This window comes from Nocardioides sp. (genome assembly GCF_051876515.1).
GTDB lineage: Bacteria > Actinomycetota > Actinomycetes > Propionibacteriales > Nocardioidaceae > Nocardioides.
In genome coordinates this window covers 1-15,265 of the sequence record NZ_JBJEHY010000069.1, presented here as the reverse complement: position 1 = coordinate 15,265, position 15,265 = coordinate 1, and the positions used below count along the sequence as shown (strand labels likewise).

16 protein-coding genes and 1 pseudogene are annotated in these 15,265 nt (G+C 71.7%); 2 read left to right on the top strand and 15 right to left on the bottom strand.

Features of this window, described 5'->3' with window-relative positions:
- Positions 1–2: 2 nt before the first annotated feature.
- From ACI379_RS04445 to ACI379_RS04390, 12 genes are all read right to left on the bottom strand, one after another.
- Positions 3–590, bottom strand: a complete 588-nt coding sequence (locus ACI379_RS04445) for a hypothetical protein (protein ID WP_439790858.1) — start codon at positions 588–590, stop codon at positions 3–5.
- Positions 591–668: 78 nt separating this feature from the next.
- Positions 669–1,415 (bottom strand): SDR family NAD(P)-dependent oxidoreductase, encoded by a 747-nt coding sequence (locus tag ACI379_RS04440; protein ID WP_439790857.1) that lies wholly within the window; start codon positions 1,413–1,415, stop codon positions 669–671.
- Between the two features lie 92 nt (positions 1,416–1,507).
- On the bottom strand, positions 1,508–2,269 hold the full coding sequence (locus tag ACI379_RS04435; protein WP_439790856.1) for an SDR family NAD(P)-dependent oxidoreductase: 762 nt from the start codon (positions 2,267–2,269) through the stop codon (positions 1,508–1,510).
- A gap of 60 nt (positions 2,270–2,329) precedes the next feature.
- The gene (locus ACI379_RS04430; protein WP_439790855.1) at positions 2,330–3,052 is read right to left on the bottom strand and encodes a TSUP family transporter; all 723 of its coding nucleotides are present in this window, start codon (positions 3,050–3,052) and stop codon (positions 2,330–2,332) included.
- Entirely contained in the window at positions 3,049–3,780 is a 732-nt protein-coding gene (locus ACI379_RS04425; protein WP_439790854.1) for a hypothetical protein, read from the bottom strand. Before ACI379_RS04425 ends, ACI379_RS04430 begins: the two co-directional genes overlap by 4 nt.
- On the bottom strand, positions 3,770–5,191 hold the full coding sequence (locus ACI379_RS04420) for an amidase (RefSeq protein ID WP_439790853.1): 1,422 nt from the start codon (positions 5,189–5,191) through the stop codon (positions 3,770–3,772). The genes ACI379_RS04425 and ACI379_RS04420 overlap by 11 nt, the downstream gene beginning before the upstream one ends.
- A gap of 1 nt (position 5,192) precedes the next feature.
- Positions 5,193–6,203 carry an ABC transporter ATP-binding protein gene (locus ACI379_RS04415; RefSeq protein ID WP_439790852.1) on the bottom strand — a complete coding sequence of 337 codons (1,011 nt, stop codon included), beginning with the start codon at positions 6,201–6,203 and terminating at the stop codon, positions 5,193–5,195.
- Positions 6,203–7,237, bottom strand: coding sequence for an ABC transporter ATP-binding protein (locus tag ACI379_RS04410; protein WP_439790851.1), 1,035 nt, complete (start codon positions 7,235–7,237; stop codon positions 6,203–6,205). Before ACI379_RS04410 ends, ACI379_RS04415 begins: the two co-directional genes overlap by 1 nt.
- Positions 7,234–8,277, bottom strand: a complete 1,044-nt coding sequence (locus ACI379_RS04405; protein ID WP_439790850.1) for an ABC transporter permease — start codon at positions 8,275–8,277, stop codon at positions 7,234–7,236. The genes ACI379_RS04410 and ACI379_RS04405 overlap by 4 nt, the downstream gene beginning before the upstream one ends.
- A complete protein-coding gene (locus tag ACI379_RS04400; protein WP_439790849.1) occupies positions 8,264–9,220 on the bottom strand; it encodes an ABC transporter permease in 957 nt (318 codons plus the stop codon). Before ACI379_RS04400 ends, ACI379_RS04405 begins: the two co-directional genes overlap by 14 nt.
- A gap of 195 nt (positions 9,221–9,415) precedes the next feature.
- Positions 9,416–10,198, bottom strand: a complete 783-nt coding sequence (locus ACI379_RS04395) for an SDR family oxidoreductase (protein WP_439790848.1) — start codon at positions 10,196–10,198, stop codon at positions 9,416–9,418.
- A 63-nt stretch (positions 10,199–10,261) separates the two neighbouring features.
- Complete coding sequence (locus ACI379_RS04390; RefSeq protein WP_439790847.1) at positions 10,262–10,855, bottom strand: TetR family transcriptional regulator; 594 nt, start codon at positions 10,853–10,855, stop codon at positions 10,262–10,264.
- A 214-nt stretch (positions 10,856–11,069) separates the two neighbouring features.
- Here ACI379_RS04390 and ACI379_RS04385 point away from each other — a divergent pair, with 214 nt between their 5' ends.
- Positions 11,070–11,858: an SDR family NAD(P)-dependent oxidoreductase gene (locus tag ACI379_RS04385; RefSeq protein ID WP_439790846.1), complete on the top strand. Its 789-nt coding sequence runs from the start codon at positions 11,070–11,072 to the stop codon at positions 11,856–11,858.
- Positions 11,859–12,079: 221 nt separating this feature from the next.
- Here ACI379_RS04385 and ACI379_RS04380 read toward each other — a convergent pair whose 3' ends face one another.
- Complete coding sequence (locus ACI379_RS04380) at positions 12,080–12,931, bottom strand: alpha/beta fold hydrolase (RefSeq protein ID WP_439790845.1); 852 nt, start codon at positions 12,929–12,931, stop codon at positions 12,080–12,082.
- 14 nt (positions 12,932–12,945) lie between these two features.
- Positions 12,946–13,767, bottom strand: coding sequence for an IclR family transcriptional regulator (locus ACI379_RS04375; RefSeq protein ID WP_439790844.1), 822 nt, complete (start codon positions 13,765–13,767; stop codon positions 12,946–12,948).
- A gap of 229 nt (positions 13,768–13,996) precedes the next feature.
- Between ACI379_RS04375 and ACI379_RS04370 the strand changes: the two genes are divergently transcribed.
- Positions 13,997–14,854 (top strand): LLM class F420-dependent oxidoreductase, encoded by an 858-nt coding sequence (locus ACI379_RS04370; RefSeq protein WP_439790843.1) that lies wholly within the window; start codon positions 13,997–13,999, stop codon positions 14,852–14,854.
- Between the two features lie 212 nt (positions 14,855–15,066).
- Here the strand turns inward: ACI379_RS04370 and ACI379_RS04365 are convergent.
- Positions 15,067–15,265: pseudogene (locus ACI379_RS04365) on the bottom strand (5,10-methylenetetrahydrofolate reductase); the annotation flags it as partial.

The following is a 15,265-nucleotide window of genomic DNA, read 5'->3' as shown; positions in this document are numbered from 1 at the left end:
TTCTAGCGCCTGGATGTGGCCCAGGTCTCACTGGCGGCCATGGCGAGCCCCATCAGGGCGCCCCCGAGCAGCACCGTGTGCATCCCCCGCCACTCGTGCGGGAAGGTCAGCATGAGCGGGGTCGTGACCGCGTGCACGATCATCAGCGTCGGCGCCCAGAGCGGCACCCGACGGGCGCGCAGCAGCGCGACGGCCACCATCAGCTCACCACCGTGGAAGGCCAGCCCGACGCCCTGCACCAGCAGCAGCAGACCGGGGTCGGTGACCAGGTGCGTCGCCTCCTCGGTCGAGAGGTCCAGCCGTGTCCCCACGGCCTGGAACCCGAGCCCGAGCGCCGCGACCCCGGCCAGCCCGATCGTGCCGATCGACCACACCCACGCCCCCAGCAGGCCCAGCCGGCGCGTGCTCGAGGACGTGAGGGACAGCACCGTCGGGACGCCCAGGCTCAGCCCGAGCGAGGCGAGCAGCATGGCGCCGGCGCCGAGGTTCCACCGGCCGGGCTCGTCGGCGGTCGAGGCGAGGACGTCGTGCATCGACCCGCCCAGCGGCAGCGTGAGCGCGCCGAGCACCATGAGCACGGCTCCGCTCACCAACGACGCCGCGCTCCACGGCAACCACCCACCCGCCATCTGACGAACCTACGCGGCCGGACGGGCAGGTGTGGCCGATCAGTAGATCTTCGTCGATCCGCCGTCCACCGAGATCGTCTGCCCGGTGACGTACTTGGAGTCGTCGCTGGCCAGGAAGACCAGCACCGGGGCGACGTCGGAGTCGGGGTCACCGAAGCGGCCCATCGGGTTGGCGCGTGCCGTGGCCGCGTACGCGTCGGGGAACGCCTCCTTCCACGCCTTCACGCCCTCGGTCTCCGCGACCGGGCAGACCGTGTTGACGCGGATCTGGTCCGGCGCCCACTCGGTCGACACCACGCGGCTCAGACCACGGATGCCCTCCTTGGCCGCCGCGTACGTCGACTGCGTCGGCATCCCCTTGATGCCCGCGGCGGTCGCGAACGTGATCGCCGACCCCTGCGTCTCCTTGAGGTGCGGGTAGGCCACCTGGAGGAAGTTGAAGGTCTGGCGCAGCCCGGAGTCGAGCGCCACGTCGAGGTCCGCCATGTCCTGCTCCATGAACGGCTTCTGCACCGACCCCTGCGCGCAGGTCACCAGGATCGACGGCGTGCCGTACTTCTCCACCGCGACGGCGAAGGCCTCCTCGGCCACCGCACGCTCGGCCACGTCACCGCAGACGAACGAGACGGCGTCGCCCAGCTCGGCGACCGTACGCTCCCCCGCCTCCGCGACGCGGTCGACGACCACGACGCGGGCGCCCTCGGCGACGTACGCGCCCACGACCGCCCGGCCGATGCCGCCGGCACCGCCCGTGACCACCGCAACCTTGTCCTGCAGACGACCCATCTCCGTGCTCCTGTCCTGCCGTTGTGCTCTGCTTCGGCCTCAGCCGCTGTGCCTTCTGGTCGGCCTCAGCCGAAGTGCCTTCTGCTTCGGCCTCAGCCGAAGTACGCCTGGCCGCCGTCGAGGGGCAGCGTGGCGCCGGTCATGTACTGCATCGAGGGGCCGACCAGGGCGGCGACGGCGCGACCGATGTCGTCCTCGCACTCACCGATGCGGCCCGCCGGGATGCCGGCGATGAACTCGGCGGCCTCCTCGGGGCGGTTCTCGGTCCACCACTTCAGGGCGGGCGAGAGGGCGTGCGGGGCGACGTTGTTGGCGCGGATCCCGTCCTTGGCCCACTCGGAGGCGGCCGTACGGGTCAACGAGCGCAGCGCCTGCTTGGCGGCGGCGTACGCGCCGTAGTCGGTGGGGTCCCAGCGGACCATGGCCGAGGTGACGATGTTGACGATCTCGCCGGCGCCGGCCGCCTTCATGTGCGGGTAGCAGGCCTTCATGAACGCGAACGCCGCGAACGGGCCCGAGACGAAGCCCTTCTGGAACTCACGGTCCGACATGTCGGCCAGCTTGCCGAGGTTGCCGGAGTAGGCGTTGTTGATCAGGATGTCGACGCCGCCCATCGCCGCGACGACGTCCTCCACCAGCGCCGGGATCGACTCCGTCTTGAGCACGTCGAGCTCGAACGCCTGGGCCTTCACCCCGCGCTCGCGGAGCAGCACGCAGGTCTCCTCGACCTTCGACAGCGTGCGGCCCACCGCGGCGATGTTGACGCCCTCGGAGGCCAGGGCGAGCGCGATGCCCTGCCCCACTCCCTGACCGGCGCCGGTGACCAGCGCGACCTTGCCCTGCAACGTGTCCATGGCCACATCCTGCGACCCGGCGGTCGCCGGGGGAACCACCCATCCGGTGACCGGGATCACTCAGCGCAGCGCGGCCACCGTCGCGCTGAGCCCCGTGGCCAGCAGCACCGCCCGTACGACCCGCTCGAAGCCGCGGCGCGAGAGACGCCGGAAACCCAGACCTCCCAGGAGCCAGCCCAGCTGGATCCCGACCACGCCCGCGACCGCCGCCGGGACGAGGTCCACCGACAGCAGACCGAGGACGGCGAACCCGGCCAGGGCCACCACGTCCTGCACCGCGAAGACGGCCTGCAGGGTCGCCCGTACGGCGCGGGGCGAGGCGTCACGCCGTCCCGCCATCGCGATCACCAACGGCGGACCGTTGAGGCCGGTCGAGGTGAGCAGCACGCCGCTCGCCGCCCCGGCCACGCCGAGGGAGAGCCGGCCCTCGGGCAACCGCGCTCCGGCACCCAGCAGGAGCGCCGCCACCACGACCACCGCGCCGACCAGCAACGAGACGGTCGCCTCGGAGGCAACCTGGAGCACGACCAGTCCGAGCGGGAGCGCCGGCAACGCCCACCCCAACAGGCTCACGGCCGTACGCCTCTCGACGTGCTCACGCTCGCGCACCGCGGCGTACGAGGACTGCACGAGACCGACGAGGACGCTGAGCACGACGGCCTCGGCCGGGCCGAGCACCATCGCCAGCAGCGGGACCGCGACGAGGGCGGCGCCGAAGCCGGACAGCGCCTGCACCGCCCCGGCCAGGACGAAGACGCCCGCCACCAGGAGCAGGGTGCTCACGCGTCGAACCAGTCCCACCGGCCGGGCGTGACGACCTCCACGGCCGTACGCAGCAGCGTCCCGTGGCTCGGAGGGGGCGCGAGAGCGGCCACCGCGGCGGGGTCCTCGGAGACCCAGGCCAGGGTCACGCGCAGCCCTGCCGAGGCGTCGAGGCCCTCGAAGGCGTACGCCCCCAGGACGCCTGGCAGCGCGGTCAGGTCCGCGACGGCGAGGTCCGTGCCGCCGGCCCCGCCGGTCCGGGACACGTCGACCAGGAGGCCCGCGTGCGGCAGCAGCGGCACCGCGCCCACGGTGACGAGGACGTCGGATCCCACGGCCGAGTCGACCGGGGTGAAGAAGCCGGTGAAGCGGCGGCGCGTCCAGTCGAGGTCGGGACGGCGCCCCACCTCGCCGGTGCGCGAGCCGAGCCGGAACCACTCCTTGACGGAGGCGTGAGTCGGCTGGGCGAACCAGTACATGGCGACGTAGTGCGCGGCGTCGAGGTCGGCGGCCAGCTCGTCGTCACCGACGTGGGCGGCCGCGCCCAGCGCGGGCGTACGGACCCACCGCTGGCCGTGCCGCACTCCGGGCAGCGCCAGGTTCTGCGGCAGGTGGTCGAACTGGTGCCAGGCGTTGTAGTCGCCGTGGCGCGCCGGGTCGGTCACCTCCGGGAAGGAGAAGAAGACCCGGCGCACGTCCGCGAGCCCGTCCAGCACGTCGCTGGGCCGGGCCGCGTCGTCAGCGGTCAACGCTCGCCACCAGCTCCCACGGCGCGGCGGCCTCGAACTGCGCGGCCAGCGACAGCAGCCGGGCCTCGGAACCGAGCGGTCCGACCACGTGCACGCCGATCGGCAGCCCGTTGCTGTCGGTGCCGTGCGGCAGGGACATCGCCGGTGCACCGGTGACGTTGAAGACGCCGGTGAAGCCGGACAGCATCGTGCCGCGCTCCCACAGGGTCTCGGGGCGCTGCATGTCGAGGAACCCCAGCTCGGGGACCTTCACGCACAGGGTCGGGGTGAGCATCACGTCCACAGTGTCGTACACCTGGGCAACGTTCCACGAAAGCTGCTCCACCCCGGCGAGCGCCTCGGCCACCTGGGCGCCGGTGAGGGTGCCGTAGAAGTCGAGCATCGCGCGGGTGAACGGCTCGAGGTCGTCCTCACGCAGCTCGCGCCCCAGCTCGGCCAGACGCTTCTGGACCGTCGTGGTCAGCGAGGCGCCCATGAGCAGGCCGCTGGCCGCCATCGAGGAGGCGGTGTCCCACGGGGCCGTGATCTCCACGACCTCGTGCCCCAGCCCCTCCAGCACCTTCGCGGCACTGCGGGTGGCCTCCACCAGCTCGGGGTCGACGTCGGGGCCGTTGACCAGCGCGGTCACCAGCCCGACGCGCAGCCGACCCGGCTCGCGGCCCAGAGCGTCGACGAACGTCGTGGCGCCCGGCTCGCGCACCCCGAAACCGAAGACGTCGCCGGGCAGGTTGCCCGACAGGGCGTCCAGCATGGCGGCGCTGTCGCGGACCGTACGGCTCACGGCCAGCTGGGCCGAGGTGAGGTTCGAGAACGCCATGGGGTTGGGGAAGTTCGGCACCCGGCCGCGCGAGGGCTTGATCCCGAACAGGCCGTTGGCCGCCGCCGGGATCCGGATCGAGCCGCCGCCGTCGTTGGCGTGGGCCACCGGCACCATGCCCGTCGCCACCGCGACCGCCGACCCGCCGCTCGAACCGCCGGCCGACCGGGTCAGGTCGCGCGGGTTCGGCGTCGGCCCGTGCAGCACCGGCTCGGTGGAGGCGCTCTTGCCGAGCTCGGGGGTGTTGGTGGTGCCGAGGACGACCATGCCGGCCGCCTTCATCCGGCGGACGATCTCGGAGTCCTCGGTCTTGACGTCGTCGGCCCACAGCCGGCTGCCGCGCGTGGTCGGCAGACCGGCGACGTCGGCACCCAACGTCTTCACCAGGGTCGGGACGCCGGTGAGTGGCCCCTGCGGCAGGCCGGCGTCGACCTCGGCCAGCGCCTCCTCGTACCGGGTGCCCACGACCGCGTTGAGCGTCGGGTTGAGCTCCTCGATCCGCTCGATGGCGGCCTCGGTGGCCTCCCGGGCACTCAGCTCGCCCGACCGGATCGCCGCGGCCAGACCGACCGCGTCGTACGAGGTGAACGACATCTCAGACCTCCGCGTGGTGGCAGGCGACCGACTGACCGGGGGCGATCTCGCGCAGCACCGGCTCCTGCTCGGCGCACAGGTCGGTGGCCAGCGGGCACCGCGTACGGAACCGGCAGCCCGACGGCGGCGCCAGCGGGGACGGCAGCTCGGTCGCGGTGGCCGAGGAGAAGTCCAGCGACGAGTCGACCTTGTCCTCCTCGCCCGGGATCGAGGACAGCAGCATCCGCGTGTACGGGTGGCGCGCCTTCAGGTGCATCTCGTCGGAGCCGATGACCTCGCAGATCTTGCCCAGGTAGAGCACCATCACGCGGTCGGAGATGTTCTTGACCACCGACACGTCGTGGGCGATGAAGACCATCGAGACGCCGAAGGTCTCCTTGGTGTCCTCGAGCAGGTTGAGGATCTGCGCCTGCACCGACACGTCGAGGCTGGAGACGGGCTCGTCGCAGATGATGACCTTGGGACGCAGCATCAGGGCGCGGGCGATGCACACGCGCTGGCACTGACCACCGGACAGCTCGTGGGGACGGCGGTCCCACACGACGTCCGGCTCCAGTCCCACCGCGGCGAGCAGCTCGCGCACGACGGTGTCCTTGTCCTTGCCGTCGTGGTCGGCGGGGTCGAAGCCCCACACGCCCAGGCCCTCGGCGACCAGGTCCTTGACCTTGCGGCGCGGGTTCAGCGACGAGACCGGGTCCTGCATGATCATCTGCAGCCGCGAACGGCGGCGGCGAAGCTCGCCACCCTTGAGGCCGGTCAGGTCGACGTCGTCGAAGGTGACCGTGCCGCTGGTGGGCGGCGGCAGCTGCATGACGGCCTTGCCGGCCGTGGACTTGCCGCAGCCCGACTCGCCCAGGATGCCGAGCGTCTCGCCGGGCAGCAGGTCGAAGTCGAGGCCCGAGACCGCGTGCACGATCGCCTTGCGGCCGACCGGGAACTCGACGACGAGGTCGTTGACGCTGAGCACCGTGTCGGCGTCAGGGCGCAGGTGCGACGTACCGGTGCCGGCCATCAGTGGTCCTCCTCGGTGACGGGGGCGCCGACGGGGATGCGCCCGTCCAGCAGCGGAAGGTGGCAGGCCGCCGTGTGCGGCACGGCGCCACCGCCGGGCCGCGGGTCGCGCAGCTGCGGCATCTCGGTGCGGCACAGGTCGTCCGCACGGGCGCACCGGGGCGCGAAGCGGCACCCGGGCGGCGGGGACGCCATGTTCGGCGGGCGTCCCTCGATCGCACGGAGCCGGCTGTGCGGCGCCGCGTCGAGCTGCGGGATGGAGGCCAGCAGGGCGTCCGAGTACGGGTGCAGCGGGGAGCCGAACACCTCAGCCGTCGCGGAGGTCTCCACGACGCGCCCCGCGTACATCACCTGGGTGCGGTCCGTACGACCGGCGACGGCACCGAGGTCGTGGCTGACCAGGATGATCGCCATCTGACGCTCCTGGGACAGCTGCGCCAGCAGGTCCAGGATCTGCTTCTGCACGGTCACGTCGAGCGCGGTGGTGGGCTCGTCGGCGATGAGCAGCTGCGGGTCGCAGGCCAGCGCCATCGCGATCACCACGCGCTGGCGCATGCCGCCGGACAGCTCGTGCGGGTACTGGTCGAGGCGGCGGGCCGGCTCGGGGATCCCGACCTGGCGCAGCAGCTCGGTGGCCCGCTCACGGGCGGCCTTGCGGTCCAGCTTGAGCTGCAGCCGCAGGGCCTCGGTCAGGTGCGTACCGACCTTCTTGACCGGGTTCAGCGAGGTCATCGGGTCCTGGAAGACCATCGCCACCGTCGGGCCCCACAGCGTGCGGCGCTGCTTGGCCGTCATCGCGTGGACGTCCTGCCCGGCCAGCTTGACGCTGCCGGTCACGGTGGTGGTCGGCCCCTGGGTGATGAGGCCCATCAGGGTGCGACCCAGCACGGACTTGCCCGAGCCGGACTCACCGACGATGCCGAGGGTCTCACCGGGCGCCAGGCTCAGGGAGACGCCGTCGACGGCGGCGACGTCACCGCGGGGGGTGTGGAAGGTCGTACGGAGGTCGGTGACCTCCAGCAGTGGAGTGGTCACAGCTTCGCGCTCCTCGGGTCCCAGTGGCGCTGGGCCTTCTCGCCCAACAGGTTGAAGGAGAAGACGGTCAGGAAGAGGAACAGGCCCGGGACGATGACGATGAACGGGTGCTCCTGCATCGTGTCGCCCGCCTGCGCCTCGGAGATCATGTTCCCCCAGGTCGGCTCGGGCTGCGGGATGCCCAGACCGAGGAAGGACAGCGACGACTCGGCCACGATGAGCGCCGAGATGGTCACCATCGCCATCGACATCAGCGGCAGCGCGACGTTGGGCACCAGCTCGCGCAGCATCACGCGCCACTTCGACGCACCGATGGCGCGGGCGGCCATCACGAACTCGCGCTGGGCGAAGGCGATCGAGTTGGCGCGCGCGATGCGCACCATGCTCGGGATCGTCAGCAGCGACAGCGCCAACGCCATGTTGCGCATCGTCGGGTCGAGGATCGAGGCGAGCGCCACCAGCAGGATCAGCGGCGGCACCGAGAGCACCGCGTTGGTGAGGATGCTGATGGTGCGGTCCGTGCCCCCGCGGAAGTAGCCCGCGACGACACCGACGAGACCGCCGACGACGACACCGATGGCGACCGCGGAGAGCGAGATGACCAGCGAGGCCCGGGCGCCGAAGATGGCGCGGGCCAGCATGTCGAGACCGGCGCCGTTGGTGCCCAGCAGGTGCCCCTCGGCCTCCAGCGGACGCTGGTAGATCGGCTCGGTCAGCGCGATGGTCGCGTTGCGGCCCTCCGCCAGCGGCAGCCACGGCGCGAGCAGCGCGGCCGCGGCCAGGCCGACCAGCCAGATCGTGCACAGGACGGGCAGCAGGTCGACCTTCTCCTGGCGCCAGCCCCACAGCAGCCGGCTGACACCGGCGTACGCCACGACGACACCGGCCACCAGGGCCACCGGCATCACCAGGGACGGCAGGACGGTCACGGACAGGACGACCAGCACGATCCCGACGACGAGGCGGACCAGGCCGTCGAGGAGCATCTGGCGGCGGGTGCGCGCGGTTCCGCGCAGGTGGTTGGCGTCAGGCGTGTACACGTCGCGTCCTCGGGTCGATCAGGCCGTACGAGAGGTCGATGAGCGAGTTGACGACCACGTAGATGAACGCGATCACCAGCACCGCGCCCTGGACCACGGGGAAGTCCCCGTTCTGGGCCGCGGAGACCACCAAGGACCCCATGCCGGGCAGGGAGAAGAGGTACTCGACGACGACCGTCGAGCCGATCAGGCGGCCGGTGCTGATGCCCAGCACCGTCACCAGGGTGAAGGACGAGGGACGCAGGGCGTCGCCCACCATGACCCGCCACGACGGCATCCCCTTGGCCCGCGAGGCGAGGACGAAGTCCTCCTGCAGCGTGACCACGAGGTCGTTGCGCAGGATACGGGTGAAGACGGCGACCTCGCTGAGCGCGATCACCAGCGCCGGGAGGATGGCGTGCTCCAGGTTGCCGCTGAAGGAGTCGCTGAGGCGTACCCACTGCGAGCGCGGGAAGATGCCGAGCTCGTTGACCAGCAGCATGATGAGCAGCAGACCGCTGAGGAACGACGGCACGGACAGCAGGCCGAACATCGAGGCACTGATCAGCCGGTCGACGGCACCGCCGGGCTTGGCGGCGGCGATCATGGCCAGCGGCAGCGCGATGACCAGCGCCATCGCCAGACCCATGGTGGCGAGCTGGAGGCTGACCGGCAGGGCGGCCGCGATGCGGTCGACCACGTCGGGCTGCGGCGGCACGATCGACTGCCCCAGGTCACCCTGGAGGAGGGCACCGAGCCAGTCCATGTAGCGGGTCAGGAACGGGTCGTCGAGACCGAGCTCCTGGCGCAGCGCCTCGTACATCTCCGGCGGCTTGCCGCTGCCGAGGATCGCCACGGCGGGGTCACCCGGGATCAGGGTGACCATGAAGAACACCCCGAGGCTCACCAGGAAGAGCACGAGCACGAGTTCGATCAGCCGGGTGGCCCCGGCGCGCAGGTTCACACGCGCGTCCGGAGGTCGGCCGCGCCGCGTGGGCAGCGAGGAAGCAGGATCATGACGGGAGGATTCCTCAGGTCGTCGCGGGAGGGAAGAGGTGGGCGAGGGCGTCCTCGCCGGGACCCGGCCACTGGTGCCGGGTGTGCGCCACCGCCGGGAGGTGCGGTGACGCGGTCACGCTGTTCAGGAGTGTCGGGCGGTTCAGATCGAGATGTCGGGGCGGACCGTCGCGTCGGCGCCGCTGTCCACGAAGAGCAGCTGGCCGGTCACGTTGGAGGCCTCGGCGCTGACCAGGAAGCCGAGGACGGCCCCGATCGCCTCCGGCTGGGCGTACCCCAGCGGCGACGGCATCGCCGCGTCCATGACCTCCTTCATCGCCGGGTCGGCGAAGAGGCCGTCGGTCATCGGCGTACGGACCACGCCCGGGCCGACCGCGTTGACGGTGATGCCCTGGTCCGCCCAGCCCGGGGCCACCGCGGTGCGACGGGCCCAGCGGGCCACGGCCCACTTGGAGCTGGGGTAGATGACGTACGGGTGCGGGTGGCTGGCCTCGAGCTCGCCGGCGCGGGCCACCGCGGCGTCCTCGTCGTCGGCCAGGCAGGCCTCGACGAGGGCGTCGTCGCGGCCCTGGGTGGAGGCGAGCGAGGCGACGATCGCGACCCGGCCCGCGGGCGACGCGGCGAGCGCCGGCTGCAGCGCCTCCACGAGGCGGGTCGTGCCGAAGTAGTTGATGCGCACCATGAGCGTCGACGGCTGTGAGGTGCCGGCGCAGGTGACGAGCCCGTCGAGGACACCGTCGCTCAGGCGGAGGATCTCGGCGACGGCGTGGTCGCGCCCCTCCTGCGTGGACAGGTCCGCGGTGACGGTGGCGTCGCGCAGGTCGACGTCGATCACGCGGTCCCCGCGGGCGCGGAGGAGCTCCGCGGTCGCCTTGCCGATGCCGGAGGCTGCGCCGGTCACGGCGACGGTGCGAGTGGTGTCCATGACAGGGACGGTACGGGTCACTGAGACCTGCACCACACCGGCTTTCCGCTCATCGGGAGCGGGTCAGTCCCACAGGCCGCCGAGCAGGAGCTTGGTGGCCGTGACGGTGTCGCGGTGCGCCTCGTCGACCGTGATCACGCCGTTGAGGGCCGTGATGACGATGCCGTACCAGGTCTGCTCGACGATGCGCACCATGCGCATCTCCTCGTGGGTCGGCTGCTCCACCCCGGCCGCCGAGCACAGCAGGCCCTGGAAGACGGAGGTCACCATGACGTACGGGTCGTCCGACGGGGTGTTGTTGGCCGTCATCATGGCCCGCGCCAGCTGCGGGGCCGCCAGCAGCTGCTCGCCGGCGTGGACGAGCAGGTTGGCGACCGACGCGGTGCGCGAGGTGGTGCGCATGTCCGGAACCACGTCGTACATCAGCTCCACCCGGTCGCGCATGACCGCGGCGAACAGCGCGTGCTTGGAGGGGAAGTAGCGGTACAGGGTCGCGATGGCGACGCCGGCCTTCTTGGCCACGTCGGTCATCTGCGCGCCCTCGAAGCCCTTGGTGGCACCCTCGCGGGCCGCGGCCCGCAGGATCCGCTTGACCCGCTCGTGCTGCTCGGGCGTGGTCGGCTCGGCCGGCGCCCGGTGCTCGGCGATTCGTGGCATGTGCTCTCTCCCCTGCGCGGCACGGTGCCGCCGATGTGACGCAGCGCATATTGTCACCACGGCCCCGCGCCCTACCGACCAGTACCGATGAGCGGGAGGCCGGCGGGATCTCCCGGTGACCGGGAGCCTCAGGTCACCCCTCCCCGCGTGCGGGGATAGACAGGTGGGTGGACCCGACGCCCGGGTCCACCGTCGTACGAGAGAAGAGGCGCACATGCCGGACCTGACCACCTACGGGCCGTGGGCCCTCATCGCCGGCGGCTCCGAGGGCGTGGGCGCCGAGTTCGCCACCCAGCTCGCCGACGCCGGCTTCAACCTCGTGCTGCTCGCCCGCAAGCCCGGGCCCCTCGAGGAGACCGCCGCGGCCTGCCGCGAGCGCGGTGTCGAGGCCCGCGCCGTCGCCGTCGACCTGCTCGCGCCCGACGCGATGGCGACCATCGCCGCGGCCACCGATGACATCGAGGTCGGCCTGCTGATCTTCAACGCCGGCGCCAACACGTACGGCCACGCCTTCACCGCCGGCGACCTCGCCGGCCACCAGGGCGTCATCGACCTCAACGTCACCGTGCCGCTGGCGCTGGTGCACCACTTCGCCCCCGCGATGAAGGAGCGCGGCCGCGGCGGCATCCTGCTCACCGGCTCGCTCGCCGGGTACGTCGGCTCCTCGTCGGAGGCGATCTACGGCGCCGCCAAGGCGTTCAACCGCATCTTCGCCGAGGGGCTGTGGGTCGAGCTCAAGGAGTACGGCGTCGACGTCCTCCACCTGGTGCTCGGCGTGACCCGTACGCCCGCCATGGAGCGCGCCGGCCTCAACTTCGACCTGCCCGGCATGGTCGTCTCCGAGCCCGCCGACGTGGCCCACGAGGGTCTGGAGAACCTTGCCAACGGCCCCGTCCACATCGTCCCCGGCAACGAGAAGATGGTCGAGGTCCGCGGCCGCCTCGACCGCGCCAAGCTGGTCTCCAAGACCGACGCGGTGCTGAAGATGCTGATGAGCCACTGAGGTCCGGCGGCGTGCGCCGTCGGAGTTCCCTACAATGTGTCGAAGTCCCCGCCTGAGCGGGGACTTCGTCATGTTGTGGGCGTTGCAACCCCTACAACAGGTCAGACTCCCCCACCTGTTGTCGGAGTTCCCCACAACGTGTCGGACTTCCCCACAGATGGTCGAAGTCCCCGCCTGAGCGGGGACTTCGACACACGGGTGGGGCGCGTGGGACGCCAGAGTCAGCGGGTCAGGAAGGACACCACGGTGGCCTCCCAGGCGTCCTTCTGCTCGATCATGGCCCAGTGGCCGCAGTTGGGCAGCGTGTGCAGCTCGACGTGCGGGATGGTCCGCATCGGCAGCAGCGCCATGTCGATCGGGCTGACGCGGTCGTCGCGGCCCCAGGTGATGAGCACCTCGGCGGAGATCTTGTGCAGCTCGGCCCAGTACGGCGGCTCCGGGCTCTTGGCCTGGAACGCCTCCATCGCCTCGAACGCGGCGCGCGAGTACATCATGCGCGAGGAGGCCAGGGTGGCCGGCTCGGTGGCCTGCTCCCAGCGCTGCTCGATCATCTCCTCGGTGACGATGTCGCGGTTGAACACCATCGAGTGCAGCCACTGGACGAGGCGCTCGCGGGTCGGGTCGTCGACGAACTCCTGCAGGCGCACCAGGCCCTCACCCGGGTACGGGGAGAGGATGTTGCGGCCCATGCCGCCCACGGTCACCAACCGGCGTACGCGCTCGGGCTGGGCGATCGCCAGCCGGGTACCGACGATGCCGCCCATCGAGTTGCCGATGACGTCGACCTGGTCGAGGCCCAGCGCGTCGAGGAACGCGATCGTCGCGGGCAGCGCGGCGGCCAGCGGGTGCTTCTTGGTGGCCTCGGAGACCCCGAAGCCGGGGAACTCCAGGATCAGGCAGCGGAAGTGCTGCGAGAGCGCCGGCAGGTTGGCGCCGAAGTTGCGCCAGCCGGTCACGCCGGGGCCGGAGCCGTGCAGCAGGAGCAGCGGCGGCGCGTCGGCGGGGCCGGCGTCGTAGTACCGCAGGACACCCTGCTCGGTGGTCAGTTCCTTGATGTCGTCAACAGTCGTCACGGGCGGTGAGCCTGTCACACTGCCGCGACGGAGCGGAGACGGCGCTTGCGCGTGGGCAGCTCGCCGAACAGCTCCAGGGAGATCTCGCGGGCAGCGTGCACCACCAGCGGGGCGACGCGCTCGAGCGGCTTCTCGGCCGGCACGACGGCCGACAGGGCGCCCACCGGACCGTCGGGGCCCATGATCGCGGCGGCGGCACAGGCCAGACCCTGGAAGGCCTCGCCGCGCTCGAAGGCGAGGCCGCCGCGGGCGCGGATGCGGTGCAGGTCGGCGTGGAGCGCCTCGAGGTTGGCGATGGTCGCGGCCGTACGGGGGCTCAGGTCGCCACCGACCAGCATGTCGACGTCGCTGGGCTCGTGCCAGGCCAGCATCGCCTTGCCCAGTGCGGTGCAGTACGCCGGCTGGACGCCGCCGACGCGGGAGGGGACCGTACGGGCGAAGCTGCCGCCGACCTTGTCGAGGTACGACACCTTGCCGTCCTCGAGCACGGCGAGGTGGACCACGGCGCCGGTGCGCATGAGGAGCTCGTGCAGGTGCGGGGCCGCGGCGGCGCGCAGCTCGGAGTGGCCGGACTCGCGCACGCCGGCGCCCAGCGCGCGGCGGCCGAGGCGGTAGCCGTTGCTGGTGTGGTCGAGCCACTCCAGCCCGACGAGCTGGTGCAGGATCCGGTGCGCCGTGGAGCGCGGCAGGTGCGTGGCGCGGGCGACGTCCTCCAGCGTGAGCACGCTGGTCGGCTGGTCGAAGGCGTCCAGGATCAGTGTCATCCGCTCGACCATCGACGGGGGCAGCTCGCGGCCCTGGGTCTTGGTCCGTCCGGCGTCCAGCGCAACCGTCATGGTGTCCTCCGCGGTTCACACAACTGAAACAAATTCTAGTTTGAATGTAGCAGCCTGTTTCCGACATGTGAAGGAAAAACTGAAATGAATTCTATGGACAGTTGTCCAGTGACGAACGTCACCGGCCACGGGCGCGCGTGAACGCGCCCGCGAGGTTCCGGTGATCGGTCCAGACCTCTCGGCCTCCGCTGCGAGCGGCTTTGATGGGGAACGACGAAAGGAGCCCGCCATGCGACTTGGGCTGACCAGCCCCGTGGTGACCCTGCTGCCGGGGGTCCACTCCGAGTGGGAGAGCACCGCAGGCATCGAGGACCTGGCCACCATCGCCGAGGCCGCCGACCGGCTCGGCTTCGACCACCTCACCTGCTCCGAGCACGTCGCCGTCCCCACCGAGGTCGCCGCCAACCGCGGCGGCACGTACTGGGACCCGCTGGCCACCCTGGGCTTCCTGGCCGCCCGGACGCGTCGCATCCGCCTGGCCACGCAGGTGCTGGTGCTGGGCTACCACCACCCGCTCGAGATCGCGAAGCGTTACGGCACGCTCGACACCGTCAGCGGCGGTCGCCTGGTCCTCGGCCTGGGCGTCGGCAGCCTGGAGGAGGAGTTCGACCTCCTCGGCGCGACCTTCGCCGGCCGCGGGGCCATCGCCGACGAGGCGCTCCTCGCGCTGCGCGCCGGTCTCGCCTCGACCACCCCGGAGCACCACGGCGAGCACTTCGACTTCTCCGACCTCGTGGTCGCCCCCAACGCCGTGCAGGACGCCGTCCCGTTCTGGATCGGCGGTCGTACGCCGCGCAGCCTGCGCCGCGCGGTCGAGCTCGGCACCGGCTGGGTGCCGTTCGGTCTGGGCGCGGACGCGCTGGCCGAGATGCTCGCCAAGGTGGACCTGCCCGAGGACTTCGAGGTCGTCCTCGGCCCGGGCCGCCCGGTGGACCCCACCGGCGACCGCGACCGCTGCCTGCGGGCGCTGACCCGGCTCACCGAGGCCGGCGCGACCGTCGTCAACGTCAACGTGCAGGCCACCTCGGCCGCGCACTACGTCGAGCAGCTCGAGGCCCTCGCCGAGCTGGGCGGCCTGACCGCCTGAGCGGACCCGCCTGAACAGACCCGCCTCACCGAGCCTCCCGGACCCACGGTCCGGGAGGCTCGCTGCTTGTACGGCCACCCTGTCCCCTCACTCCGCAGTAACGCGCAGTTGTTCAGTGGTCACCCGTGCAATGGCGGGAGTGACCACTGAACAACTGCGCGTTACTTGACGGGAGGGGGCCGCAGACAGGCCCGCCGCGAGCCGGTAGGGCCTCAGCGCAGCAGCGCGCGCAGCTCCTCGGCCAGGCGCACGGACGCGTCGATCTCGACGCGCCGGTTGGAGACGCTCTCCACGTTGAAGCCGAACGGCTGACCCAGGCGCCGGCAGTAGGCCGCCAGGTCGCGGGCGGGGCTGAGGCAGTGGTCGAAGGACGCCTGCAGCGGGTCGTCGCGGCGCTCGAGGTCGTTGCGC

What these genes read in the sequence shown, in the direction of transcription:
- ACI379_RS04375 (WP_439790844.1), bottom strand. Translation starts at nt 13,767, where the DNA reads ATGACGGTTGCGCTGGACGCCGGACGGACCAAGACCCAGGGCCGCGAG.
- ACI379_RS04385 (WP_439790846.1), top strand. Translation starts at nt 11,070, where the DNA reads ATGCCGGACCTGACCACCTACGGGCCGTGGGCCCTCATCGCCGGCGGC.
- ACI379_RS04395 (WP_439790848.1), bottom strand. Translation starts at nt 10,198, where the DNA reads ATGGACACCACTCGCACCGTCGCCGTGACCGGCGCAGCCTCCGGCATC.
- ACI379_RS04370 (WP_439790843.1), top strand. Translation starts at nt 13,997, where the DNA reads ATGCGACTTGGGCTGACCAGCCCCGTGGTGACCCTGCTGCCGGGGGTC.
- ACI379_RS04440 (WP_439790857.1), bottom strand. Translation starts at nt 1,415, where the DNA reads ATGGGTCGTCTGCAGGACAAGGTTGCGGTGGTCACGGGCGGTGCCGGC.
- ACI379_RS04435 (WP_439790856.1), bottom strand. Translation starts at nt 2,269, where the DNA reads ATGGACACGTTGCAGGGCAAGGTCGCGCTGGTCACCGGCGCCGGTCAG.
- ACI379_RS04415 (WP_439790852.1), bottom strand. Translation starts at nt 6,203, where the DNA reads ATGGCCGGCACCGGTACGTCGCACCTGCGCCCTGACGCCGACACGGTG.
- ACI379_RS04420 (WP_439790853.1), bottom strand. Translation starts at nt 5,191, where the DNA reads ATGTCGTTCACCTCGTACGACGCGGTCGGTCTGGCCGCGGCGATCCGG.
- ACI379_RS04390 (WP_439790847.1), bottom strand. Translation starts at nt 10,855, where the DNA reads ATGCCACGAATCGCCGAGCACCGGGCGCCGGCCGAGCCGACCACGCCC.